This window comes from Fluviicoccus sp. (assembly GCF_030646115.1).
Lineage (GTDB): Bacteria > Pseudomonadota > Gammaproteobacteria > Pseudomonadales > Moraxellaceae > Fluviicoccus.
Genome location: NZ_JAUSMX010000002.1, coordinates 26,156 through 49,334, shown reverse-complemented (window position 1 = coordinate 49,334; position 23,179 = coordinate 26,156). Strand labels below are relative to the sequence as shown.

Below are 23,179 nucleotides of genomic sequence, written 5' to 3'. Positions count from 1 at the left end.
CACACCATCAACATAACTTCCGGCCAGTTGCCTGACAACCGCCACCAGGGTGTCGATTCCGGTGTTTCACCCAGGACCAAGGTTCAGAAAATCATGGGAAGAATCCAGATGTACTGCAGGAGACATACCACGTCAGCAATGGGTCGCCCTTTCCAGAAGCGTCAGTAGCCCGCCATTTTTGCTTGAAGTGGCCCTCTTCATACTGTCCGTTTTCCATTAATTCATGAAATCTGCAATAATGAAAAAACTAAGGCCTCTGGCCAGAGGCTGAATTCAGCATGTCAAACCTCCCCCTGAAAACTCCGCCCTCCAGCGCCGAAATCGCCGAACTCCCGGTTTTCCCCGGCTTGCCCCTCGACCGTATCCGGATACTTCAAACCGACGCCGACTTCACCGAAGCCCTCATCGCCATCCGGCTGGCGCGCCATGTCGGCTTCGACACCGAATCCAAACCCACCTTTAGCAAAGGGGAAGTCAGCACCGGGCCGCATGTCATCCAGCTGGCTATTGACGACTGCGCCTACATCATCCAGGTCAACCCCGCCACGCCGCTGGATTTCCTCAAGGCCGTGATTGAGTCGGACGAGATCATCAAGGTCGGTTTCGGCCTCAACTCCGACCGCGGCCCCCTGTTCAAAAAACTAGGCATCAGCCTGCGAGCTGCGGTGGACTTGTCAGTGGCGCTGCGCTCACTGCGTTACAAGAATGCCTTGGGTGTCAAATCCGCTGTAGCGGTGGTACTGGGGCAAAAAATGCAGAAGCCGAAATGGGTGACAACGTCCAACTGGTCCGTGAGGGAACTTTCCCCGCAGCAGTTGCTGTATGCCGCCAACGATGCGTATGCCTCGTTGAAGGTGTTTCAGGGGGCAGGGTTAACGGAGGCTCCGCAACCCAAGCGACACCCTGACTGACAAAAACCGCCCTGACTTTGGTTCGGTCAAACTGGCAATACCGGCGTGGTTGGCGAAACCACCCCTTGCTGCAACCAGGCCTTGCAGGCATCACCCGGCAGCGGAATGCTGAACAGATAACCCTGAATGTGGTCGCAACGCGCCTGTGACAAAACCTTGAGTTGCTGAAGGCTCTCCACGCCCTCGGCTACCACCTCCAGGCGCAGTTGGTGCGCCATGGCAATGATGGCTTGTGAAATGGCCAGATCATCACTGTCAGTCAGGATGTCCCGGACAAAAGCCTGATCCAGTTTCAGCCGGTTGACCGGGAAACGCTTGAGGTAACTCAAATTGGAGTAGCCGGTTCCGAAATCGTCAATGGCGAGGCGGATGCCGATGCTGATGAGTTGATTCATGGTAGCTATGGTCTGCTCCGGGTTCTTCATGCTGGCCGACTCGGTCAACTCCAGCTCCAGGTTATGCGGGGCGACATTGAAATCGGTCATGGCTTCTTTCAGGCGACCGATCAAATCGGGTGATGAGAATTCGTCCGCTGAAATGTTGACGGCGACGGGCGGTGGCGAAAGCCCTTCCTGCTGCCAATCGGCAATCTGCCGGCAGACACTGCGGATAATTTCCCCTCCCAGGGCAGGCATCAAGCCCGCCAGTTCCGCCACCGGAATGAATCGTACCGGCAGCATCAGGCCCAGGCGGGGATGCCGCCAGCGCACCAATGCCTCCAGCCCGATCAGGCGGTGGGTAGTTGCATCAACCTGGGGCTGGTAATACATCACCAACTGCTCCGGATGCTGAATCAACTGATGAAGCTCGGTTTCCAGTTGCAGGCGTTCCCGGGCCTTGCTGGAAAGATGGGGGTTGTAACAAACATAGGCCGCATCACGTGCTTGGGCGTCGTGCAGCGCCGCCTCCGCTTCGCGGATCAGCAGCGAAGGCTTTTTGCCCGGATAATGCACCGACACCCCCATATGACAGGGAATCACCCAGGACGCGCCATCCACCTCAATGGGTTCATGCAGTTCGTGCAGGATAAAAGGGAGGGTGCTTTCCAGATCGGAGTTTTGCTCAACTTCGAAGGCCAGCGCAAAATCCACGTCACCCAGTCGCGCCAGCAATTCATGATTAACCTGCCAGGTACGCAGGCGTTGCACAATCTCCATCAGTATCTTCTGGATGATCGTTTCGTCATAACTGTCGCGGATATCCTGAATGCGGCCCAACCCGACAATGACGGTGACAATTTGAACCTTGGCTCCGGCAGGGGCATTGTCACAGTACTGCTGTAATTGCAGCTGGAACAGGCGGCGGTTCGGCAGGGTGGTGGCCGCATCAAAATGATCAAGGAAATAGGCTTTTTCCTGCGCATGCTGCTGATCCGTAATATCGATACCGCTCAGCACCCAACGGGCCAGAGGATGATGGCCATGCAGGGAACCGGCCGTCCAGACAATGATGCGGCCTCGCGGGCCGAACATTTGCCAAACCGTCTCAGCCTCCTGTATGACTTCAGTCAGGGACAGGATTTTGAGGCGGGTCTGTTCCAGGTCGCGGACCTCGGCGAAACAATCCCAAAATGGCAGGCCAAGAATGCCGGTTTCGGACGGGCGTGCAAGGGCAACCGCAGCGGTATTGGCGTGCAGAATCCGCCCATGTTCATCCAGCGCCACAATCATGGCCTGAGCGGTGTTCAGGATGGTGTTGTGCAACACCTGCTCCGCTTTCTGTGCGGCTTCCCGACGGGCATCGTCCAGCGCCCGTGTGACCGCCGCGCCAAGGCGCGCCATTCGGTCCTTCAGCACAAAATCCGTGGCACCCTCGCGCAGGGTTTCCACCGCGCGCTCCTCGCCCAGCGACCCGGTCACAAAGATGAAAGGGATGTCCGGTTTTTCGGCGTTGCGGATTTGCAACGCCTTCAGTCCGCTGAAATCAGGGAGATGGTAATCCGCCAGCACGATATCCGGATGGAATGACGACAACTCCTCCCGATACAGGCTTTCATCCGCGACACAGCGGATATCGACGGGAAGGTTGGCCCGTCCTAACGCCAACCTGACCAGCTCAGCGTCAGTGGCCATATCTTCAAGCATCAACACCCTGATTTTCTGCATGGTTACTTACTCCTTCATTCATATCCTTGACAGGCAGTTCGAACTGGAAACACGCTCCTTTACCGGCTTCGCCCTCGGCCCGGACATCACCCCCATGCCTGCTGATCACACGGGCAATGATGGCCAAACCGACGCCCGTACCCGGGTATTCCTGGGCGGCATGCAGCCTCTGGAAAACCTGGAACAGCTTGTGAACATGACCGGAGGCAAAGCCGACGCCGTTATCACTGATCCGGTAACGCTGCATCTGCGCTTCGGATTCACCGGAAACCACAATGCAAGGAGACTCAACCTTGCCGGAAAACTTGACGGCATTGGACAACAGGTTCACCCACACCTGCCGCAGCAGGGCCGGGTCGCCATAGGCCCGGGGCAGGGGCTCCAGTCTGAAAATGCCGCGAAAGCCCGGCTTGATCTCCTGCCAGACATCGGCAACCAAGGCGCCCATATCCAGATCCTGCTTGCGCAGCGCCGCACGTCCAAAGCGGGAAAACTGCAGCAAATCGTCCATCAACTGCCCCATGTTGCTGCTGCTTTGGCGCATGATGCCCAGCAAGCGCAAATCCTCACTGTCCAGACGCACGGATGCCCGATCCATCAACATGCCGGCAAAACCGTCAATGGCCCGCAACGGCGCCCGCAAATCATGGGAAACCGAATAAGTAAAACTCTCCAGATCCTGATTGGCGATTTCAAGGTCGTCATTAAGGCGGTGCAACTGGTGATTGGCCTCGGCAATCTCGCGGGCGCGCTGGAATATTTCGATATGCATTTGCTCGTTTTTCAGACGCAGGCCGACTGCTGACGCTTCTTGCCGGAGCCCTTCATCACGAACCCGGACAAAGTCGGTGACATCTGTGACGCAGTGAATCAGATGAACCAGCAGGCCGTGCTGATCCAGCAGGGGGGAATTAACCGGACTCCAGTAGCGGACCTCAAAGCCACCGCCTTCAGCTTCAGGGCGGCGGATGTCGTATTTCTGGATGGGCATGGTGTCGGGAGCGTGCGTCTGTATAACCCTCAACAACGAAGCATGGAGATTTCGTGTGCCATCGGCGGCAGGGTCGTCCGGGTTGTCGGGAAACACTTCAAACAAAGAGCGCCCGAGTATGGCTTGGCGCCGTGTCATGGTTGCAGCCAGATACGCATTACTCACTGCCACGATGCGAAATTCGGGTGTCAGAATCAGGTACAGCCCAGGGGAGGACTCAAACAGCGCCCTGAAATCCGGCTCAGCCGTGTTACTGCGGTCAGCATCCATGTCGATCACCCTGAACTTTTCATGGCTAAAATTCAGTTTTGTTTAATTGACTTAATCTTAGATATTACTTTCGAATTTACAACCCCCGTCTGGACGAAAGTTACCGCCATGGATGATGGTCGGAATTTCCTGAAATCCCGCAATAATAAATTCCGCAGGCTCCAACAAGTTCCCGCTCATATCACCGCAATCGACACCTCCGTCGACTTGATCAGCGCAATCACCGCCCGACCGATATCCAGTTGAAGATCATCCACCGATCCCGCCTTCCAGAAAGTATGGCAGGCCGACCCCAAGCATAGGGTCATTACCATTAACCAGTCGCACGGCGGGTTTTTTATGGCCTGAGTTATTCCATAATCGAATAACAATAAAATATATAAGTATTTTGCAGAATTAAAGCTGAGCGATAAAGTTGCAACTGTTGCGGGAATTAATCCTGAAAACTGTTGATATATCAAAACTGAAGTAAGCTTCAGCATTCAGGGTCCGCCATTTTTACATCATCGTTGTGACACCCGTGTTACAGCGGATTCAATCGAAGTTTCGAGGAGACCCGGTCATGAAAAAGTCGCTTATCGCTCTCAGCATTGCCGCCGCCCTGGCAGCTCCGCTGGCTAACGCTGCCCCCAAGGTTTACGGCAAGTTGAACGTTTCCGTTGAGTCCTACAAGAAGGATTTTGAAGACGGAACCAAAGTGGACGAAAACTATACCCGGCTGCAAAGCAATGCTTCCCGCTTTGGCGTGAAGGGTGAAGATGAGCTGACTGCCGACCTGAGCGCCGTTTACGGCATTGAATGGCATGTCCGCGCTGACGGCGATACCGGTGCTGATTTGTCAGAACGTAACCGCTTTTTGGGTGTTAAAAGCAAGAAGCTGGGTACACTGAAGTTCGGCAAGTTGGACACTTTCGTCAAGACCGCCCAGGGCGAAATTGACCTGTTCAACGACTACTCCGGTGACATTGAGTGGACGGTAGCCGGTGAAAACCGCATCAACAACGTCATTTCCTATGAAGCCCCGGTCTTTTCCAACATTCAGATCGGCTTGCTGAGCCAGACCCAGGATGTGGCTGCCGGCGCCAAGAACGGCTCCTCTGTGTCTGTGGCCTATACCAATGAAGAGCAAGGCTTGTATGCCGCCCTGGCCGCTGACTTCGGCATTGACAGCAAGGCTGCCTTGGTGGCCGGTACCCGCGAAAGCGACAACATCCGTCTGGTGGTTTCCTACAAGGTATCTGACCTGACGTTGAACGCCCTGTACGGCACCAGTGAAAAGTATGACGGCAAGGATGGTGAAACATCCTACCTGCTGGGCGCTGCCTACAAGCTGGATGATTTTGTTCTGAAGGCGCAATACAGCACGGCGGCTTCGGACGATGACGCCAAGGTCGCCGCCGGCAAGAGCACCGAACGCAAGTCCATTTCGCTGGGCGGCGACTATAACCTCACCTCCAAGACCAAAGCCTTTGCCTTTTACACCACGCGTGAAGATGTGCTGAAGGGCAATGCAAACGACATCGACGAACAAGTGCTGGCCGTCGGTTTCGATCACAAATTCTGATCCTGCACTTGGAACGGATTGCAACCAGTATTGGAGGGTAGAGTATTTGTCCAATCGGTAAGCTATTTGCATTTTGAATACGGGAGGGCGCACACGATGCGCCCTCCTGTTTTTTTCATTTAGTAGTAAAAGCGAACTTGTACAAGCCGAATACGGTACAGCCACTAATCAGGACCGTTATGATCATGATGATATCCATTTCGGGGTTTTCGCCATAAACCAAGGTTTCGAAAGCCATGGGGAGAATCCAGGTGTACAGCATGAACCAGACTACATAAGCGATGGTTAGCCCTTTCCAGAAGCGACTGTAATTCAGCCATTTTTGCCGGATATAGCCATAGATACCCACCAGGCCAGCCAAAGTCATCACCATGTCTATGGTATCCAAAGCACTCATCGTCTGTTCGGCAATGGCGAACGGATAAACAATTCCGCAGAGCAGGATGTTGAACCAAAAGAAGATCTTCCAGAATACTGATGGCGTTCGGTGGTTGGAAAGGTCCGGTTCCAGTTGGCTGTGAGGGGGGCTGTAGGGATTATTCATCGGGGGCTTACCCAAGGATGGCTTAGCATTATAAGGTGGAGAGGCCGAATGGCAACACGAACCCCGAGCAGACCGGCGTCGCTCTATTCCCCGTGCCGGAACACGGGATTCACCCTGACTTACCCCGCCTTCTTATCAAACACCTTGACCTGCACCGGGCGCAAAATCACTTGCTGGCCGCTGCGCAGTTGCAGGGTTTCGCGCTGGGTGCGCGTCAGTTCAACTTCATAAAGCTTGTCATCCAGACCGGTCAGTTCCACGCGTACGCTGGCGCCAAAGGCCAGCACCCGGCTCACGGTCGCCAGCACGCCGCCGGTTCCATCCCTGGTATCCACCACAATTTCCAGATCGTGCGGGCGCACAAAACCCACCACCTCATCCCCATGGTTCAGCTCATGGCCGGGAATGGCCAGGATGGCGTCATCGGTTTGCAGCGTGTCACCGTGAATGCGGCCGTGGAACAGGTTGACGTTACCCAGGAAGCCGTAGACAAACGGGGTGGCCGGGTGGTCATAGACCTCGTCCGGCGAGCCCAGCTGTTCCACACGGCCCTTATTCATCAGCACCACGCGGTCGGCCACTTCCAGGGCTTCTTCCTGATCGTGGGTCACAAAAATACTGGTGATGTGCAGCTCGTCATGCAACTGGCGCAGCCAGCGGCGCAGTTCCTTGCGCACCTTGGCGTCCAGCGCGCCAAAGGGCTCATCCAGCAACAGCACGCGCGGCTCCACCGCCAGGGCGCGGGCCAGGGCGATGCGCTGACGCTGGCCGCCGGACAGCTGTGACGGGTAGCGGTCGGCCAGCCAGTCCAGTTGCACCAGCTTCAGCAAATCCATGACCTTCTTGCGGATTTCCGGTTCCTTCGGACGAATCTTCTTCGGCTTCATGCGCAGGCCGAAGGCGACGTTGTCATAGACGCTCATGTGGCGGAACAAGGCGTAGTGCTGGAACACGAAACCCACCTGACGTTCACGTACATGCGCGTCGGAGGCGTTTTCGCCTTCCAGATAGACGTCACCGGCATCGGCGCTTTCCAGACCGGCAATAATGCGCAGCAGGGTGGTCTTGCCGCATCCGGACGGGCCCAACAGCGCCACCAGCTCCCCGGTGGGGAACTCCAGGCTCAGATTGTCCAGGGCCACGAAATTGCCGAAGCGCTTGGAAATATTCTTGACTTCAATACTCATGATTTCATCACCTCATTCGGATTCCGGTTGGGCCTGACGGTTGGCCTGCCACTCGATGAAGACCTTGATCACCATCGTCAGCAGCGCCAGCAAGGCCAGCAGGGAGGCCACGGCGAAGGCGGCGGCGAAGTTGTATTCGTTGTAGAGGATCTCGACATGCAGCGGCATGGTATTGGTTTCGCCGCGGATATGGCCCGACACCACCGACACCGCGCCGAACTCGCCCATGGCCCGGGCATTGCACAGCACCACCCCGTAGATGAGCCCCCACTTGATGTTGGGCAGCGTCACATACCAGAAGGTCTGCCAGCCGTTGGCGCCAAGCACCACGGCGGCTTCCTCTTCGTCACGGCCCTGGGCTTCCATCAGCGGAATCAGCTCCCGCGCCACAAAGGGGAAGGTGACGAACACCGTGGCCAGCACCATGCCGGGCACGGCGAAGATGATCTTGATGTCATGGTCATAAAACCACTCCCCGAACCAGCCCTGGCTGCCGAAGATCAGCACATAGATGAGACCCGCCACCACCGGCGACACCGAGAACGGCAGGTCAATCAGCGTGGTCAGGATGCTTTTGCCGCGAAAATCGAACTTGGCGATGGTCCAGGCCGCCGCCACGCCAAACACCAGGTTCAGCGGCACGGCAATCACGGCAATCAGCACCGTCAGCTTGATGGCGGACAGCGCATCGGCTTCCACCAGCGAAGCCACATAGACATCCCAGCCCTTGCGCAGGGCTTCCCCAAACACAGCAATCAGGGGCATCAGCAGGAACAAGGCGAAGAAACCCAGTCCCAGCGTCAACAGAAGCACCCTGATCCAGGCCGGTTCACGAGTGGCGAGCTTGTTGCTGTAAGCGCCAACCTTGTGGCGCGCTCCAATGGCGGCTCCCATTTATATGGTCTCCCGGCTTTTCTTGGTCCAGGCCTGCAGCCCGTTGATCACCAGCAGCAGGACGAAGGAAATCACCAGCATTACCGTAGCAATGGCAGTCGCCCCGGCATAGTCATACTGTTCCAGCTTGCTGATAATCATCAGCGGCGTAATTTCGGATACCAGCGGAATGTTGCCGGCGATGAAAATGACGGAGCCGTATTCCCCCACCGCGCGTGCAAAAGCCAGAGCAAAGCCGGTCAGCAGCGCCGGAGAGATGATCGGCAGCAGCACCTTGGTGAAGGTCTGCCAGCGATTGGCGCCGAGGCTGGCGGCGGCTTCTTCCAGCTCGCTGTCAATGTCTTCCAGCACCGGCTGCACCGTGCGCACCACAAAGGGCAGGCCGATGAAGATCAAGGCCACCAGCACCCCCAGCGGCGTGAAAGCCACCTTGATGCCCAAGGGTTCCAGGATGCTGCCGATCCAGCCGTTGGGGGCATACAGCGCCGTCAGCGCGATACCGGCCACTGCCGTTGGCAAGGCAAAGGGCAGGTCAATCAGCGAGTCCACCAGCTTTTTGCCGGGGAAGGTGTAGCGCACCAGCACCCAGGCCAATATCAGACCGAAGACCGTGTTGATCAGCGCCGCCAGCAACGAAGCGCCGAAGGTCAGCTTGTACGAAGCCACAACCCGTGGTGCGGTGATCACATCCCAGAAATGGCTCCAGTCCAGCGTGGCCGTTTTCAGGAACACAGCGCTGAGCGGAATCAGCACAATCAGGGTCAGATAGGTCAGGGTGTAGCCCAGGGTCAACGGCAGACCCGGCAAGACACGTCGTTTCATGATGTGCTCCCGTCAGTCTGAGGTTATCGGCCCGGTTGGTAAATCTGGTCGAAGATGCCGCCATCGGCGAAGTGCGCGTCCTGAGCCACCGACCAGCCGCCGAAATCCTTGATGGTGAACAGCTTGACCGAGGCGAACTGCTGTTTGTAGCGGGCAGCAACGGCCGCATCGGTGGGGCGATAGTAGTTCTTGGCGGCAATTTCCTGGGCTTCCGGGGAATACAGATATTGCAGGTAAGCCTGGGCAACCTTGGTGGTGCCGTGCTTCTTGGCGTACTTGTCAGCTACGGTTACCGGCGGTTCGGCCAGGATGGAAACGCTTGGGGTGACAATTTCAAACTTGTCCGGACCCAGTTCCTTTACGGCCAGATATGCTTCGTTTTCCCAGGCCAGCAGCACGTCGCCAATGCCACGCTCCACAAAGGTGGTGGTGGACCCGCGCGCGCCGGAATCCAGCACCTTGACGTTCTTGAACAGCTTCTTCACGAAGTCCTTGGCCTGGTCTGCATTGGCGCCGGGCTGACGCAGCTTGTAGCCCCAGGCGGCCAGGTAGTTCCAGCGGGCGCCGCCGGAGGTCTTGGGATTCGGGGTGATGACATCCACGCCGGGACGAACCACATCGTTCCAGTCGAGGATTTTCTTGGGGTTGCCCTTGCGCACCAGGAAGACGATGGTGGAGGTATAAGGCGAGGAGCTGTTGGCCAAACGCTTTTGCCAGTTCGGCGCAATGATGCCGCGGTTGGCGATCTGGTCGATGTCTCCCGCCAGCGCCAGCGTCACTACATCGGCTTCCAGGCCGTCAATGACGGCGCGCGCCTGCTTGCCGGAACCGCCATGCGATTGCTTGAAGGTGACGGTTTCGCCGGTCTTGGTTTTCCAGTATTTGGCGAAGGCGGCGTTGTAGTCTTGGTAAAGTTCGCGGGTGGGGTCGTAGGAGACGTTTAGCAGGGAAACGTCGGCCAGTACCGGGGCGGCCAGGCCGAGGGTCAGGGCAAATGCCAGCAGGGTCTTGTTCATTGCAAAATTCCTCAAGATCATTGTTCTGGGTCGTGGTGACCGCTTGAGGGCAATGTAGGCAATTCCTTAAATAATTAAAAATACTTTGGGGTGATATGGTAGTTCCTAAATGGAATAAGACTGGAAATGTGGGCACCCATTAGCCGTCTCCATATTGTCCGGTAGGTGGCGGTGGAGTGCGGCAGTGCCGAGCGGAAGTGGAACGACCATTCGTCCCGCTATGTGTGGGATGAGGGCGGTGGCGGACGATGCGCTGCGGATGATGGTGGAGCGGTTGCTGGAGGGTATGCCTGGCGATTGGCGGCGGGTTTTGCTGCGGTGGAATGGGCTCTGCACAGCAGGGCACTTCTGGTTAGTGGGAAGGCGTTTGTGCTGGAGAAGTTGGAGGAAAAGAGCTATGCGTGAGTAAAGTTTGAATGATAGGATTCTGAGAGTCCTGGCTGTGGCGGGGCGTCCTTTGGCGGCTATTGAGATCCGCCGGGCGTTGCCGGATGCGGTGGAGGCTTCGGGGGTGGCCAGTCGGTTGAACTATCTGGAGCGGGCAGGGAAGGTGAGGTCTTCGTTGGGGCCGAGGGTGGCGATGACGGGGAAATTGCTTATAAATTATTTTAGTCGACAGGGTTAAAGTGAGTAATATGGATTTCAAAGTGGAATTCATGGTTAATAGCCATAACGGATTTTTAGGGTTAAATAATAATGATGATTTCTTGCGGCTTCTATGTACGAAAAGCACAAAATTAATCATCAAGAGAGGCACCGTTAGTTGTGGTAAAGGGTTTGTATGCAATCTAAAAATTATAGTTCTTGAACTTCCAGGCGATGATAGATGTTTTCATCTATGTATTCATAAAAAAATTTCCAAGGAGAAAATAGAAAATGCAGGATTAATAATTGATGAAATTAGGAGGGTGATTGGTCAATTGGGGTTTAGGGTTGATATGCTTCATGATGATTTATCGCATCATTATTCATGTCTAATTTATTCGGAGATTAATCTGATTGAGAATAAGCTTCGTCATCTTATAACTTATATTATGTATAAGGCTCATGGTTCTAATTGGGCTTCAGTTAAAGTACCTAAGGCTTTCAAAGAGGATTTGCAAAAAAAACAAAAATGTGGCGATTCGGATGGAAATAAAGGTAGGGACAATATTCTACAGAATGCAAATTTCGAAACGTTATCATCATTCTTGTTTGATAGTTACCGTGGGATGTCTTGTGATTTGGTTGATAAGTTGTTGGTTGATTACCAGCGATCTGCTTCAGTTGAAACGGCTGATCATACAATCAACAAGCTGCTGGATTTTATTCCTAGGTCACATTGGAATCAGTCTTTTCAAGATATTGTTGAAGGTATGAATGAAGAGCAAATAAAATACCAATGGGAAAGACTGAAAACTTTGCGAAACTTGATTGCTCACAATCGCGAGTTCACACGCAGAAATTATGATGAAGCCTTGGACTTGATAAGTGCTTTCAATAGAATATTTGATGATTCAATTGATAAGATTAAAACTCCTGATTTTACATCGTTAGGAATAAAGAAGGCTGATGAGGATTTTGATGGCATTATTAAAGATAAATCTATGAATATATTGTCAATGAGGCGAACCATGAATGGCTTAATAGAGGATTATTGTGTGTTTATTGGGTTGCCAGTATCAATAGAAAGTTATCTAGGGCGATCACGTCATCCGATAGAATTTAGAAAGTCGGCTGGCGAATTAATCGATGTCATGCATGATTATAAAGTGGTTGACGAAGTTGAATACGAAAAATTGAAAAAGGCTGAAAGCATGATTATTGTAGAGGAGTCAATTGTAAGTGATGATGATGATTATGGAATGATATTAGGGTTGATGAGTGAGTCTATCGAATTAATCAGATCATTATTTGATTTGTCATTCAAAAGAAAAGTGGTGGTGGTGAGTGAGCCTATTTTAAATACGGATTTAAGAAGAGTGGCTCGGGTTGTCTGTGATGATGTTGAAGTTATGAATGAGGAGTTAGTGAATATAACGTACTTGATTGATAATGAGTCTGAAGTTGAGGAAGTTATAAAGAAAATTCAACTTCATTTGCATGTCCCGTCGGAAAATATCAATTTAATCTGAAATTGATGATTTTATTCATCCATTCCAAACACCCGAAAGCCCAACTTATCAATACAAGCGAAAAAGACATTGCAATACAAAGTAAATAATTCGGAGTAAGTCCGGTCTTCTTCGTTTCCAAGTCGCTCATCCAGACCTTGACGGTCGAATATGCTATAGAAGGCCCAACACCATAAGCTCCTGCTTCATCCACTCCAACCAGGCCGATGCCCCGGTAATCAGCATTAGCATGCCAAAAGCCACAAAAAAGACCACATCTTCCTGGGTAAGCCCCGGCTTCTTCGATTTCATGTTGTTCATCCAGTAGTCTCCATGACAGGGCGCGGATTCTAGGAATTGGCAGAACAGCAATCAAGATGGTTGGGGGGCGTGGTGGATGGGTAGGGTAGGTGGGGTTGTTGATGTGAGGGTGAGCCCACCTGCTTGCAAATGACCAGTCGGTGGGCTAAATTAATGAACGGAGATTATCAAGCGTGAAATCTCTAGATCGGGTGGCGTAGACCCCTAAATCTGAAGGGCTGGCAGGCTAAGCCGTTGCCGGTACCGCAGGAAACAGCGAGTTTTCGAGCGGACTTCCATTATTTTTTAATTGGAGTCGGCGATGAAAACCGCTATCCAGAAACACCGAATCACTGCTTTTCAACGTCAATCCGGCCGCTGCTTCTACTGTGGCCTTCCGATGTGGCAATCTCAACCCGAAGTCTTCGCCCAAGCTCATGGCTTGACACTTGCCCAAGTCAAAGGACTGCAGTGTACAGCTGAACATTTACATGCTCGTTGTGATGGTGGGAAGGACAAGGCTGACAACATTGTGGCGGCGTGTTCGATCTGCAATCGTCGGCGACATGCTGGCAAGAAAATGGCGCTTTCTCCGATGGATTACGCCTGGAAGGTGAATGCTAGGATCCAACAGATGAAATGGCACGATCTCGCGTTGTTGCGAGGGCTTGCAGGAGAAGGAAATTCTGGAGCTGGGGTGGGTTAGAGGCTGCAGCGGCAGACGATACCGAGCTTACCCGCCAGGTTAGAGGATACGCCAGCTTTACCTTCACCTGCTAAGCTACAACCCAGATGTTAGTAATGTGAGCGGTGGTCACCGCCCGCTTCCATGAGGTTGGCAGGGCAGCATCCCTACCTAGATTTGATGCCGCTGCAGTTGATTGACATGGCATGAAAACACGGCAAAATCTATGCAGACTGATCAGCTAAGTCTTTCGTCAACAACTATGATATAGGTGAACGAGATGTCGTACGATGAAAATTTTTCAGTGGGTAGAATGGTTTACGTACCGTCGCATATCTTTGGGACAGGCTATTACGAGGTCAAAGAGTACGTTGTCTTAAGTAAGGATAAAGAAACAGCACGCCTTCAACACAACAAGACATATTGCATCCCCGGTGGTCCAGAGCAACCTGGTACAGGTGAAGTCATAGAAATCTCGAAGGATCGCTTTGCATACTTTGCCAAGCCTCTAACTGAAAAGTTTTCAGAGTCGATTGCTTTGATCGACTTTGTGTGCGCCAACGCTTGACAAAAAGGAGTCCAGTGGCTTACATCAAGGCTTTGTTGGATTGTTAAGGATATGAACACCAACCAGAAGCTGCGAAGGGGTTTATTGTGGGGTTATTCAGTGAGTTGGAGGAGGTGATGGCGGAGGGGATGCCGGGACAGGCGACTACGGCGGGGAGGTAGGAGGAGGTGGTTGTGGATTGGGGTGAGAGGTTGTTGTGACGCAACTGGCATTCTTTGCTTGAAATTTACTCTTGTTATTTCATGGGTATCAGGGCAAAATTCAAAGATTGTGAAGCCTTACACGGATTTGCCCTGAATATGGAAATGTCTGTGAATATAATAGTTAAAATGGAGCGTTAACAAATGGAAAAAGAGTTTTATTTGCTTGCTGGTGCAGTACTTGGTTTACTTGCATCATTTGTTTCATTTTTTTATAAGCGCAGGCTTGATGGCTTGGCAATATTGAATGAGTCTTTATATTCATTGCTTCGACTGCAGGCAAATTTAAATCGATTAAAGCTTCCGGATGTGAATCGATGCGTCGATATTTATCTTGAGGCTGCCAAAGAAGTTTTTCCCGACGACCGATCAATCGATGTGAATCGCGCCGAAATAAAGAATTTTCTTACCCCCATAATTAAAGCTGGCTTTGCGGCTTCTATTGGGAAAAAAGCTGACATAGATTTTGACGAATATGTTGGTGTTATTAAGAAGCTAGCTCCTGTTTCACCATTATTGGCATTTCGACTCAGCTCAAATTCATTCACGAAAGACGCATTTGTGGCAATGGAGAAATATGGAGCGAAGGTTTTGGAAATGATTGATGGGCATGAGCACATTGATACAGCAAATATTGCGCTGGATTATAGTAATAGCCATGCAATTGATGAGTCTATTAAGGAGCTTAGCAGGGATATATTTTGGTTGTCCTTGCGATGCAACTTGATTGATTGCATTTGTTGCCTTCGTTTGATGATATTTCATAAAGAAAATATGGACTCCGAATTGAAGTCGCAATTTATAGCACTTTTAAGAAAGATGAAGAATGATGCGGTAATTGATGTCGCTAAGAAAATTTAAATTGAGGAAGAATCCTGAGCTATTTCTGCAATTTCATATTCGAAAGTAATTTTTCTATTGAGTAGAAGGCTCAAAGTAACGTGGTGTGGGGTAAGCTTGGAAATATAAATTCTGTAACTTTTAAATTGAAAGTACAAAACTAGAGCCAAGAGAGTCAAAGTATAAAACCAGTCATTAAGAATGAACTTATTGGCACCCCAAATAAATACACACAACGATGCTGCGCAAATTTCACCGTAAGCGTAAGTCCTCTGAACGTCAAGTTTGGCCCTTAATAAACTTGCCGCTGTCTGATTGAGTATGGTGGAATTAACAGCTGGCGAGTTGGCAGTAAGTTCAGGCTTGATTATATTGACTAATACATCAATATAGGATTGTCTTTTTTCAAAATATGAAGTGAGTATTTTAAAGGTTCTAAGTTTTAAGCTGCTGTAGAAAAACGTGGTTACCATACATAGAAAAAAGGCAAAAATATAATGAAAGATTGTGAAGAATGATTCTTCGCCATAGATCAACGAGCCGAGGTCAGCTGCCTTAAAGATGGAAATTTCGTGTGCCAACCGGAGGCTTGATTGACTATAATTGTAGAAATATATTGAAAAGAGATAAATAAAGAATACAACCAGGCGGTGAGGGGGGTACTTACTGGTTATATCATTGAGATACTTATCGATCAGTGAGTCCATCTTCAATCACCTTCACAAAAACAAGATCGCCAGCGTTGTTGTCGATTGCATCATACTGTATTAATGGGCAGGCGACAAACCTCATCAGCTTCTTTTTTTCAAAGTACGGAATGACAGATATTAAATCAGCCCCTCCTACAAATTTGAGTGATGATTTCTTTTGGGTTTGTACATTAAAAACCTTTGCCTTCAACATTACATTATTCATTTCTTCTACTTTTGCAATATAAAGCTTTGGCTGGCCAAGGCGTCTTTCAGTTATGGCCAATCCAAACTTTTCTGCTTTTTCACGGTCAAAGGTCAATGTTGTTTTTTGGGTTCCTTCTAACGTAATTTCAAAAGTTGTCTTTCCGGAGGAATCAGCCCTAATGATCGATAATATATGATTGAAATTGCTGGCAATAGCATACTCTGCATAATCTTTATAGTCGTTATCTTCAGTTGGTTTATCAATAAGATCATTTCCGATTGCTAATTTTGCCTTAATTTCATGAATTTGATTGGTGATTGCATTTGCTTCTTTGATTCCATCTCCCATCGCATCATCGAAAGATGCTTTTAAAACATTAGCAACCCGATCAATTATCTTCTTGGTTGTAGTACTAATTGATGTAAGGTCAAGTATAAAGCTGCCGGGTCTTGGTTGTTGTACAATGAACTCAACATCAGAATAATATTTCGGGTTCATTTTTTTGTTTTTTTCGAGCTTCTTCTCATGGTATTCGATTGCAGCGCGATCAAAAACAGTCTGCAAGTTCTGAAGCGTCTTACCAAGTGTACGCATGGAGATTTGGTTGTTGGTGACCAAGTCTCCGTCGAAGCGAATTGATATCTAGGCCATGGGTGCTCCTTGCAATTTGATGTTCATAGATTCTTCTGAGTCTAACTTCCATCCTTAATATATTCAACATCCGCCGTAGAACCCCGTCCTGTCGTAGCATAACCCTCGGACAAGTCCGTCCAACGCACTTGTAACCCCATCAACCCGCCTCTTCAGACTGTGTAAAAACACTGTCTCGTTTAGCGGCTGAACAGAACGCCCCATCATTATTGGGGCGTTCCTGTTTTCGGACGAACGACCTTCATCAGCCTTCCTGCCTGCCCACGCATCCGTATCAGGCTGGAAGCTCCGTCATTGGCAGGGTTTCCGGCCGGATCCGGATCTACCGCACGACTTCAGGCCGCTGACAGCAACTTTTCCCGCATACCGGCCACGCCCAGGATATTGATCGCCCGTTTCAGGTTAAATACGTTAACCGCCAAAGCCATCTCGGTTCCCGCTCCCCGCAGCCCCCGCATCAGCAGGCGGCCGTGCCCCATGATCCAATACTTCAATACCGCATACGGGTGTTCCACCAGGGATCGCCGCGCCACCATCTTGTCCGGTGATCCCGCCATCCTCGCCGCCATGCGCTCGCCTGCCGCCTCGTGTTCATGGCGACTGACATGACGCCGTTCCGCCTTCGTGCATTGCGACTTTAGCGGGCATCCCGAACAATCTGCCGCGTTGGCCGCATAAATACGGTTCCGGTCACGCGCATTCTGCTGCTTCAACACCAGCCGGTGGCCGGCCGGGCAACGATACTCGTCCTGCTCCGCATCGTAGTCAAAGCGTGAACGGTCAAACAACCGGCCGTCCTCCTGGGTGTTGACCGACCGGTTGGGCGGTACATACGGGGTAATTCCGGCATCCTCGCAGTTCTGGAACTGGTTCAGGTTGGAATACCCGGCATCCGCAACGCCTCCTGCTCCAGCACCGCCATCGCCGCCTTGGCCATCGGCTCCAGCTGCGTGTTATCGCTCCCCGCCTGCGTCACCTCATGATGGATGATCAGCCCGTGCTGTCCGTCTACCGCCGTTTGCGTGTTATAGGCCACGCGTTGCCCCTGCGCGGTCCGCATGTCGCGGGCGTCCGGTTCGGTGGCGACCAACTGGTTCAACCCCAACTCCGCCATCAGGGCGCGGGTGGCCTGGACATCGGCGCGCCGGTCATTCAGCAACTGCAAGGCCTCCTTCATCGCCCGCCGGTCAATCTCGGTACGCGCCTCTTGCCGGTCTGCTTCCTCCATCTGTTGCAGGTAGTCGGCGATGCGCTTCTCCAGCGCTTTCTCTTGCCGCTCCAGTCGGGCCGGGGTGACCAGTTGCCGCCGCGATGCGACGGCCTGGAACTTGCTGCCGTCAATGGCGACCAGTTCCCCCGCTACCAGACCGGCCTGACGGCAGAAGCGGACAAAAGCCCGGCACAGGGCGGTGAAGCCCGCGTGATTGTCGCGCCGAAAGTCAGCGATGGTCTTGTGATCCGGAGCCAAGCGCCCCAGCAGCCACATGACCTCGACGTTGCGCTGGCACTCCGCTTCCAGGCGGCGCGAGGAGCGGATGCGGTGCAGGTAGCCGTACAGATAAAGCTTGAGCAAATCGGCGGGATCGTAAGGCGGACGGCCGGTACGCTTGGGCGAGGTCCTTGTGAAGCCCAGGGCGGGCAGATCAAGGTGGCCGACATAGGCGCTGATGACACGGACCAGATGATCTTCCGGAATCAGCTCATCGAGGGATACCGGGAACAGGCTGGTTTGGCCCGGCGCTTCGCCTTTGACATAGCTCATAAATGACAATGCCCGTACTGGTGTACGGGCATTGTCGCCGCTCATTATTCAAACTGCGAGTGTTTTTACACAGTCTGTCTTGGCGGGTTTTTTTATGCCCGAGGAACGCCCCCATGACAATCCTGCCGTGCCCCGTAAGCCTGCCGCTAATGCGCCTGGCCCTCATGGAGCGCGTCCAGTACATCGCCGTGCATTGCAGCGCCACCCGGCCCACCGCCAACATCGGCGCCGCCGACATAGACACCATGCACCGCGCCCGCAAGTTCGCCTGCATCGGCTATCACTACGTCATCCGCCGCAGCGGAGCCGTGGAAAAGGGCAGGCCGGAACGCAACGCAGGCGCTCATGTGGAAGGTTACAACAGCAAAGCCCTGGGCATCTGCCTGGTGGGCGGCATCGACTGCCAGGGCAAGGCACAGAACAACTTCACCCCGGCCCAGCTCGACGCCCTGCGGCAACTGCTGGCCGAACTGAAAACCCGCTACCCGCAAGCCATCGTCCAGGGCCACCGCGACTTTCCCAACGTCGCCAAAGACTGCCCCTGCTTCGATGTTCGCGCCTGGCTGCAAACCCCCTGAGAACCACCATGCCCGAAGCCACCCTGCAAGACCAGGTACAAGACGCCCCGGTCTGGTTCGTGTGCCTGCTTATCCTGCTGTCCGCCCTGGCTGGCGAAATGTACCGCGTGGACAAGCAACACCGCCTCAGCCGCCAGTTATTCGTCCGCATTGCAATCCGGGCCTTTGCCTGGTGCCAGCATCAAGAAAATAGGGACGCCCATTAGCCAAAGAGAGCATAATCTCACTACCTCTCTTTTCAAGTAGCGGGCGTGAGGCCATCATCGTGTTTCAAGGGGGGAAACAAACCTGAGGAACGCTTTCACGGCATAAACCGATACCCAATCCCGGTTTCCGTCAGAAAGAACCGGGGTTGGGCCGGGTTCTCCTCCAGTTTCTGCCGCAGATGCCCCATGTAGATACGCGCATAGTGGTTGCTTTCAACATGCTGCGGTCCCCATACCTCCCGCAACAACTGCCGGTAAGTCAGCACCTTGCCGGGGTGGGTGGCCAGCATTTGCAACAACCGGAATTCCACTTGGGTGAGGTGCACCGGCTCACCGTCACGTTCCACCACCCGGTTGGCAAGGTCCAGACGCACTGTCCCGAACTGCAGCACCGGAGACTCTGCATCCACGCTGGACGCGCGGCGGCGCAGCAGGGCGCGCACCCGCGCCAGCAACTCCGAAACACCAAACGGTTTGGTCAGGAAGTCATCCGCCCCGGCATCCAGCGCCGCGACCTTGTCGGTTTCATCCACCCGCGCCGACAGCACCAGGATTGGCAGTTGAGACCACGCCCGCACGCCGGAAATGACGTCCATGCCGTCGCCATCCGGCAACCCCAGATCAAGAATGATCAGATCCGGCTTGCGCGAACCAGCTTCAATCAGGCCGCGTTGCTGATTTTCGGCGTCAAACACCCGGAATCCCTGCTGTTCCAGCACCGAACGCACAAAACGGCGGATTTCTCCCTCGTCCTCAACCAGCAACACGGTGAATGGCGTTTCCATTATTTGTCCTGTCCCGGTTCGGCCGGGCATTCCAACTCAAAAACAGGGGGTTCCTTACGCGGCACCCGACACTCAAAAGCCGCGCCGGACGGCAGATGCGCAAACGCCCGTATGGAGCCGCCATGCGCCTGCAGGATGGCGCGGCAGATGGCCAGCCCCAAACCAACCCCGGCCACGGCGGATTCCGGCTGGCCGCGCACAAACTTGCCAAACAGGCTTTCCGGATTCTCCACGCGAAAGCCCGGCCCATTATCCCACACCCGCCAGCAGACCGACTCGCCTTCAACCCAGGCATCCAGCCCAAGAGAGGCATCCACCGGGGTGTACTTGGCGGCATTCTCCAGCAGGTTGACCAGCACCCGTTCCATCAGGATGCCGTCACACCACACCAGCGGCAGATCCGGATCCAGATTCAAACGGACTTCCCGTTCACCCAGTTGCCTTCTTATCAGCGCCAGCGAACTGCCCGCCAGCTCCTCGAAGGAATGCCAGTCCGGTTTCAGTTGCAGCTCTCCGGATTGCAGGCGCGCCATGTCCAGCAGATTGTGCACCAGCCGCGCCATGCCGCGCGCTTGCATCGCCAGGGTCTTGGCCTGGGCCTGCAACGCCGGGGAAGTCAGCGCCGGGTCCAGCGCCATGCTCTCGGAAATACCGACCAGGGTGGTCAGCGGTGTGCGCAGATCATGAGACAGCGCCGCCAGCAAAGTGTTACGCAGGCGTTCGGACTCAATATTGACCAGTGTCTGCTGGGCCACGGTGACGAAATGCACCCGTTCAAAAGCCATGGCCGTCAGCGCGGCAAAGGTTTCCAGCAGCCGGTACTGCTCGGGGTTGCGCAGGTTTTCCGGTTGCTCGCTGTCAATCACCAGCACCCCGCGCGTGCGCATGGGCGCGCGCAACGGCATGTACAGCTGCGGGGTGGCGGGCAGGGTGTCGGTGCCCCAGCCCGCCGGTTCGGTGTGGTCCAGCACCCAGCGGGCAATGGCGTCGTCGGTGGCGATGGGGTTTGCGTCCTGATGAATCAGCACCAGTTGATCGCTCAGGTCGAGCAGGTAAAGCGCCGCACGTGCCTGTAACACCCGCGACAGATGGCGGGTGGCTATTTCAGCCACACTGTCATCCGTAAGGGTGGACGACATTTCGCGGGCCATTTCATACAGGGCGGTGGCGCGTTGTTCGCGCAGTCCCGCCGATTCCGCCTGAAACCGCAACCGGGCGGTCAACTGGCCAATCACCAGCCCCACCAGCAGCATCACCGCGAACATGAACAGGTACTGCACGTCCGTGACCGCGAAGGAAAAGCGCGGCTGCACGAAGAAAAAATCGAAGGCGGCGACATTGAGCACAGCAACCAGCGCCGCCGGTCCACGGCCCCAACGCATGGCGGCAGCCACCACCCCGACCAGAAACAACATAACAATGTTGGCGATGTCGAACAGCCGGAACACCGGCATGGCCAGCACCGTGGTGACGGCCGGGATGAGCATGGCCAGCAGGTAATGACGCCAGACCATCCGGACGGCATCTTTGGCTTTGGGGGCCGAAGATAGGGTTTCCTTGCCCCGGGAAATCCAGACGATATCCAGATCGGGCGCTTCCGTGGCAATGCGGTCGGCCAGGCTGCTCCGCCACCAGCGTCCGGGTCCGCCGCGCCGTCGTCCCAGCACCACCCGCGACAGATTGTGCTGGCGGGCGTAGCGGATGGTGCCTTCCGCCGCGCTCTGAGCAGTCTGGATAGCGGTTTCCGCGCCCAGGGTTTCCGCCAGATGCAGGGCATCGTGAATGGTCTTGCGGTCCTGCTCACTGAGGGATTGCAGTTCCGGCGTTTCCAGCGACAGGGCATGCCAGCGGGCGTTGAGCTGGGTGGCCAGCCGGGCGCAGGACCGCACCAGCGTGTCCATGCCCGGTTGCGGGCCGATGCACACCAGCAACGACTCGTCAGCGGGCCAGACTTCGGCCCCCGGCTGCTTCTGCCGGTAGGCGCGCATGGCGTGGTCCACCCGTTCGGCCGTGCGGCGCAGCGCCAGTTCACGCAGGGCCATCAGGTTGCCCTTGCGGAAGAAGTTGCCGGCGGCGCGCTCGACCTGTTCGCCCATGTAAACCTGACCGGCCTTGAGCCGTTGCAGCAGGTCGTCGGGCGGCAGATCGACCAGCATGATCTCGTCGGCTTCGTCGAAAACATGATCGGGCAGGGTTTCACGCACCTGGATGCCGGTGATACGGCCGACAATGTCGTTCAGGCTTTCCAGATGCTGCACGTTGAGGGTGGTGTAGACATTAATACCCGCCGCCAGCAACTCTTCGACATCCTGCCAGCGTTTGGGGTGCGGCGAGCCGGGCGCGTTGCTGTGCGCCAGCTCGTCCACCAGCACCAGCGCCGGCCGGCGGCGCAATACCGCCTCCAAGTCCATTTCCTCCAGCGGCCGGCCCTGATGCGCCACGGACCGGCGGTGCAGTATCTCCAGTCCTTGCGTCAGGGCGGCGGTGTCGACGCGGCCGTGGGTTTCGACAATGGCGACGGCGACGTCCAGTCCCTGCTCGCGCAATCGTGTGGCTTCGGTGAGCATGGCGTAGGTCTTGCCGACGCCGGGGCAGGCGCCGAAGAAAATCTTCAGGCGGCCGCGGGCGGCTTTCTCCCGTTCTGCAGTCACTTCCGCCAGCAGTCGGTCCGGATCGGGGCGTTGTCCCTCATCCACCATGTTCAAGTCCTCGGTGTCGCATCAGACGGCTGTGAGCGTACGGGATATTGCCGGTCCAGCGCCATATTCAGCGCCAGGACATTAACACGGGCTTCGCCCCAGACCGTTTGCGTGGCCAGCCCGCCCAGCAAATGGCGCAGCTGCAATTCGGGAACACCGCGCAGCCGCGCAACCCGGCCCAGCTGGTATTCCGCCGCCGCGAGGCTGATATGCGGGTCCAGACCTGACGCCGAAGTCGTGACCAGATCCACCGGGACCCGGCGAAGGTTGCCCGGATCGGCGGCGCGCAGGGCGGCTACCCGCTCCGCCACCGCCTTGCGCAGATCCGGGTGGTTCGGCCCCAGGTTGGAACCGCCGGAAGCGGCAGCATTATAGGGTTCCGGCCCCGTGGCGGACGGACGGCTCCAGAAATAGTCCGGCCGGGTGAAGCTTTGGCCGATCAGTCCGGAACCCAGCGTTTTTCCGTCCGACTGCACCAGCGAGCCGTTGGCGGCGGCAGGAAACATCACCTGGCCGAGGCCGGTGACCACGAGAGGATAGACCAGCCCGGTCAGCAGCGTGAGGCCGGTGAACAACACCAGGGCGGGGCGTAATGTGGATTTCAGGTTCAT

Annotated in this window: 22 protein-coding genes and 1 pseudogene; 8 read left to right on the top strand and 15 right to left on the bottom strand. The window is 54.5% G+C overall.

Features of this window, described 5'->3' with window-relative positions; genetic code table 11:
* Nucleotides 1-278: 278 nt before the first annotated feature.
* Nucleotides 279-911, top strand: a complete 633-nt coding sequence (locus Q7T36_RS00260) for a 3'-5' exonuclease (protein WP_304842769.1) — start codon at nucleotides 279-281, stop codon at nucleotides 909-911.
* Between the two features lie 26 nt (nucleotides 912-937).
* Here the strand turns inward: Q7T36_RS00260 and Q7T36_RS00255 are convergent, their stop codons facing one another.
* From Q7T36_RS00255 to Q7T36_RS00245, 3 genes are all read right to left on the bottom strand, one after another.
* Nucleotides 938-3,016, bottom strand: coding sequence for a bifunctional diguanylate cyclase/phosphodiesterase (locus Q7T36_RS00255; RefSeq protein WP_304842767.1), 2,079 nt, complete (start codon nucleotides 3,014-3,016; stop codon nucleotides 938-940).
* Entirely contained in the window at nucleotides 2,988-4,277 is a 1,290-nt protein-coding gene (locus Q7T36_RS00250) for an ATP-binding protein (RefSeq protein ID WP_304842765.1), read from the bottom strand. Before Q7T36_RS00250 ends, Q7T36_RS00255 begins: the two co-directional genes overlap by 29 nt.
* Nucleotides 4,278-4,453: 176 nt before the next feature.
* Nucleotides 4,454-4,759: a hypothetical protein gene (locus tag Q7T36_RS00245; RefSeq protein WP_304842763.1), complete on the bottom strand. Its 306-nt coding sequence runs from the start codon at nucleotides 4,757-4,759 to the stop codon at nucleotides 4,454-4,456.
* Between the two features lie 80 nt (nucleotides 4,760-4,839).
* Here Q7T36_RS00245 and Q7T36_RS00240 point away from each other — a divergent pair, with 80 nt between their 5' ends.
* On the top strand, nucleotides 4,840-5,841 hold the full coding sequence (locus Q7T36_RS00240; protein WP_304842761.1) for a porin: 1,002 nt from the start codon (nucleotides 4,840-4,842) through the stop codon (nucleotides 5,839-5,841).
* A gap of 115 nt (nucleotides 5,842-5,956) precedes the next feature.
* Here Q7T36_RS00240 and Q7T36_RS00235 read toward each other — a convergent pair whose 3' ends face one another.
* From Q7T36_RS00235 to Q7T36_RS00210, 5 genes are all read right to left on the bottom strand, one after another.
* On the bottom strand, nucleotides 5,957-6,385 hold the full coding sequence (locus Q7T36_RS00235; protein WP_304842759.1) for a hypothetical protein: 429 nt from the start codon (nucleotides 6,383-6,385) through the stop codon (nucleotides 5,957-5,959).
* A gap of 119 nt (nucleotides 6,386-6,504) precedes the next feature.
* A complete protein-coding gene (locus Q7T36_RS00225) occupies nucleotides 6,505-7,572 on the bottom strand; it encodes a sulfate/molybdate ABC transporter ATP-binding protein (protein WP_370690007.1) in 1,068 nt (355 codons plus the stop codon).
* A 12-nt stretch (nucleotides 7,573-7,584) separates the two neighbouring features.
* Nucleotides 7,585-8,466: a sulfate ABC transporter permease subunit CysW gene (gene cysW / locus Q7T36_RS00220; RefSeq protein WP_304842757.1), complete on the bottom strand. Its 882-nt coding sequence runs from the start codon at nucleotides 8,464-8,466 to the stop codon at nucleotides 7,585-7,587.
* Nucleotides 8,467-9,288, bottom strand: a complete 822-nt coding sequence (gene cysT, locus Q7T36_RS00215) for a sulfate ABC transporter permease subunit CysT (RefSeq protein ID WP_304842755.1) — start codon at nucleotides 9,286-9,288, stop codon at nucleotides 8,467-8,469.
* 23 nt (nucleotides 9,289-9,311) lie between these two features.
* Entirely contained in the window at nucleotides 9,312-10,304 is a 993-nt protein-coding gene (locus Q7T36_RS00210; protein WP_304842753.1) for a sulfate ABC transporter substrate-binding protein, read from the bottom strand.
* Nucleotides 10,305-10,939: 635 nt separating this feature from the next.
* Between Q7T36_RS00210 and Q7T36_RS00205 the strand changes: the two genes are divergently transcribed.
* Nucleotides 10,940-12,418, top strand: a complete 1,479-nt coding sequence (locus Q7T36_RS00205; RefSeq protein WP_304842752.1) for a hypothetical protein — start codon at nucleotides 10,940-10,942, stop codon at nucleotides 12,416-12,418.
* Here Q7T36_RS00205 and Q7T36_RS00200 read toward each other — a convergent pair.
* On the bottom strand, nucleotides 12,405-12,773 hold the full coding sequence (locus Q7T36_RS00200) for a hypothetical protein (RefSeq protein WP_304842750.1): 369 nt from the start codon (nucleotides 12,771-12,773) through the stop codon (nucleotides 12,405-12,407). The two genes, Q7T36_RS00205 and Q7T36_RS00200, sit on opposite strands and share 14 nt — an antisense overlap.
* A gap of 246 nt (nucleotides 12,774-13,019) precedes the next feature.
* Here Q7T36_RS00200 and Q7T36_RS00195 point away from each other — a divergent pair, with 246 nt between their 5' ends.
* From Q7T36_RS00195 to Q7T36_RS00185, 3 genes are all read left to right on the top strand, one after another.
* On the top strand, nucleotides 13,020-13,403 hold the full coding sequence (locus tag Q7T36_RS00195; protein ID WP_304842748.1) for an HNH endonuclease: 384 nt from the start codon (nucleotides 13,020-13,022) through the stop codon (nucleotides 13,401-13,403).
* Between the two features lie 259 nt (nucleotides 13,404-13,662).
* The gene (locus tag Q7T36_RS00190) at nucleotides 13,663-13,950 is read left to right on the top strand and encodes a hypothetical protein (RefSeq protein WP_304842746.1); all 288 of its coding nucleotides are present in this window, start codon (nucleotides 13,663-13,665) and stop codon (nucleotides 13,948-13,950) included.
* Between the two features lie 344 nt (nucleotides 13,951-14,294).
* Nucleotides 14,295-15,011, top strand: coding sequence for a hypothetical protein (locus Q7T36_RS00185; protein WP_304842744.1), 717 nt, complete (start codon nucleotides 14,295-14,297; stop codon nucleotides 15,009-15,011).
* On the opposite strand, the gene Q7T36_RS00180 is transcribed toward Q7T36_RS00185, so the two are convergent.
* From Q7T36_RS00180 to Q7T36_RS00170, 3 genes and pseudogenes are all read right to left on the bottom strand, one after another.
* Nucleotides 15,008-15,697, bottom strand: coding sequence for a hypothetical protein (locus tag Q7T36_RS00180; RefSeq protein ID WP_304842742.1), 690 nt, complete (start codon nucleotides 15,695-15,697; stop codon nucleotides 15,008-15,010). The genes Q7T36_RS00185 and Q7T36_RS00180 overlap by 4 nt on opposite strands.
* Nucleotides 15,678-16,505, bottom strand: coding sequence for a hypothetical protein (locus Q7T36_RS00175; RefSeq protein WP_304842740.1), 828 nt, complete (start codon nucleotides 16,503-16,505; stop codon nucleotides 15,678-15,680). Before Q7T36_RS00175 ends, Q7T36_RS00180 begins: the two co-directional genes overlap by 20 nt.
* 368 nt (nucleotides 16,506-16,873) lie before the next feature.
* Nucleotides 16,874-18,300 (bottom strand): annotated as a pseudogene (locus tag Q7T36_RS00170) (IS1182 family transposase).
* A gap of 113 nt (nucleotides 18,301-18,413) precedes the next feature.
* Here Q7T36_RS00170 and Q7T36_RS00165 point away from each other — a divergent pair.
* Together Q7T36_RS00165 and Q7T36_RS00160 are read left to right on the top strand one after the other, a co-directional pair.
* Nucleotides 18,414-18,878 (top strand): N-acetylmuramoyl-L-alanine amidase, encoded by a 465-nt coding sequence (locus Q7T36_RS00165; protein WP_304842738.1) that lies wholly within the window; start codon nucleotides 18,414-18,416, stop codon nucleotides 18,876-18,878.
* Nucleotides 18,879-18,886: 8 nt separating this feature from the next.
* A complete protein-coding gene (locus Q7T36_RS00160; protein WP_304842736.1) occupies nucleotides 18,887-19,084 on the top strand; it encodes a hypothetical protein in 198 nt (65 codons plus the stop codon).
* 95 nt (nucleotides 19,085-19,179) lie between these two features.
* Here the strand turns inward: Q7T36_RS00160 and kdpE are convergent, their stop codons facing one another.
* The 3 genes from kdpE to kdpC are packed head-to-tail and all read right to left on the bottom strand — an operon-like array spanning nucleotide 19,180 to nucleotide 23,179.
* On the bottom strand, nucleotides 19,180-19,869 hold the full coding sequence (gene kdpE, locus Q7T36_RS00155) for a two-component system response regulator KdpE (protein WP_304842734.1): 690 nt from the start codon (nucleotides 19,867-19,869) through the stop codon (nucleotides 19,180-19,182).
* Nucleotides 19,869-22,568 (bottom strand): DUF4118 domain-containing protein, encoded by a 2,700-nt coding sequence (locus Q7T36_RS00150; RefSeq protein WP_304842732.1) that lies wholly within the window; start codon nucleotides 22,566-22,568, stop codon nucleotides 19,869-19,871. The genes kdpE and Q7T36_RS00150 overlap by 1 nt, the downstream gene beginning before the upstream one ends.
* A gap of 2 nt (nucleotides 22,569-22,570) precedes the next feature.
* Nucleotides 22,571-23,179: a potassium-transporting ATPase subunit KdpC gene (gene kdpC / locus Q7T36_RS00145; RefSeq protein ID WP_304842730.1), complete on the bottom strand. Its 609-nt coding sequence runs from the start codon at nucleotides 23,177-23,179 to the stop codon at nucleotides 22,571-22,573.

What these genes read in the sequence shown, in the direction of transcription:
- Q7T36_RS00260 (WP_304842769.1), top strand. Translation starts at nt 279, where the DNA reads ATGTCAAACCTCCCCCTGAAAACTCCGCCCTCCAGCGCCGAAATCGCC.
- Q7T36_RS00255 (WP_304842767.1), bottom strand. Translation starts at nt 3,016, where the DNA reads ATGCAGAAAATCAGGGTGTTGATGCTTGAAGATATGGCCACTGACGCT.
- Q7T36_RS00250 (WP_304842765.1), bottom strand. Translation starts at nt 4,277, where the DNA reads ATGGATGCTGACCGCAGTAACACGGCTGAGCCGGATTTCAGGGCGCTG.
- Q7T36_RS00245 (WP_304842763.1), bottom strand. Translation starts at nt 4,759, where the DNA reads ATGCTGAAGCTTACTTCAGTTTTGATATATCAACAGTTTTCAGGATTA.
- Q7T36_RS00240 (WP_304842761.1), top strand. Translation starts at nt 4,840, where the DNA reads ATGAAAAAGTCGCTTATCGCTCTCAGCATTGCCGCCGCCCTGGCAGCT.
- Q7T36_RS00235 (WP_304842759.1), bottom strand. Translation starts at nt 6,385, where the DNA reads ATGAATAATCCCTACAGCCCCCCTCACAGCCAACTGGAACCGGACCTT.
- Q7T36_RS00225 (WP_370690007.1), bottom strand. Translation starts at nt 7,572, where the DNA reads ATGAGTATTGAAGTCAAGAATATTTCCAAGCGCTTCGGCAATTTCGTG.
- cysW (WP_304842757.1), bottom strand. Translation starts at nt 8,466, where the DNA reads ATGGGAGCCGCCATTGGAGCGCGCCACAAGGTTGGCGCTTACAGCAAC.
- cysT (WP_304842755.1), bottom strand. Translation starts at nt 9,288, where the DNA reads ATGAAACGACGTGTCTTGCCGGGTCTGCCGTTGACCCTGGGCTACACC.
- Q7T36_RS00210 (WP_304842753.1), bottom strand. Translation starts at nt 10,304, where the DNA reads ATGAACAAGACCCTGCTGGCATTTGCCCTGACCCTCGGCCTGGCCGCC.
- Q7T36_RS00205 (WP_304842752.1), top strand. Translation starts at nt 10,940, where the DNA reads ATGGATTTCAAAGTGGAATTCATGGTTAATAGCCATAACGGATTTTTA.
- Q7T36_RS00195 (WP_304842748.1), top strand. Translation starts at nt 13,020, where the DNA reads ATGAAAACCGCTATCCAGAAACACCGAATCACTGCTTTTCAACGTCAA.
- Q7T36_RS00190 (WP_304842746.1), top strand. Translation starts at nt 13,663, where the DNA reads ATGTCGTACGATGAAAATTTTTCAGTGGGTAGAATGGTTTACGTACCG.
- Q7T36_RS00185 (WP_304842744.1), top strand. Translation starts at nt 14,295, where the DNA reads ATGGAAAAAGAGTTTTATTTGCTTGCTGGTGCAGTACTTGGTTTACTT.
- Q7T36_RS00180 (WP_304842742.1), bottom strand. Translation starts at nt 15,697, where the DNA reads ATGGACTCACTGATCGATAAGTATCTCAATGATATAACCAGTAAGTAC.
- Q7T36_RS00165 (WP_304842738.1), top strand. Translation starts at nt 18,414, where the DNA reads ATGACAATCCTGCCGTGCCCCGTAAGCCTGCCGCTAATGCGCCTGGCC.
- Q7T36_RS00160 (WP_304842736.1), top strand. Translation starts at nt 18,887, where the DNA reads ATGCCCGAAGCCACCCTGCAAGACCAGGTACAAGACGCCCCGGTCTGG.
- kdpE (WP_304842734.1), bottom strand. Translation starts at nt 19,869, where the DNA reads ATGGAAACGCCATTCACCGTGTTGCTGGTTGAGGACGAGGGAGAAATC.
- Q7T36_RS00150 (WP_304842732.1), bottom strand. Translation starts at nt 22,568, where the DNA reads ATGGTGGATGAGGGACAACGCCCCGATCCGGACCGACTGCTGGCGGAA.
- kdpC (WP_304842730.1), bottom strand. Translation starts at nt 23,179, where the DNA reads ATGAACCTGAAATCCACATTACGCCCCGCCCTGGTGTTGTTCACCGGC.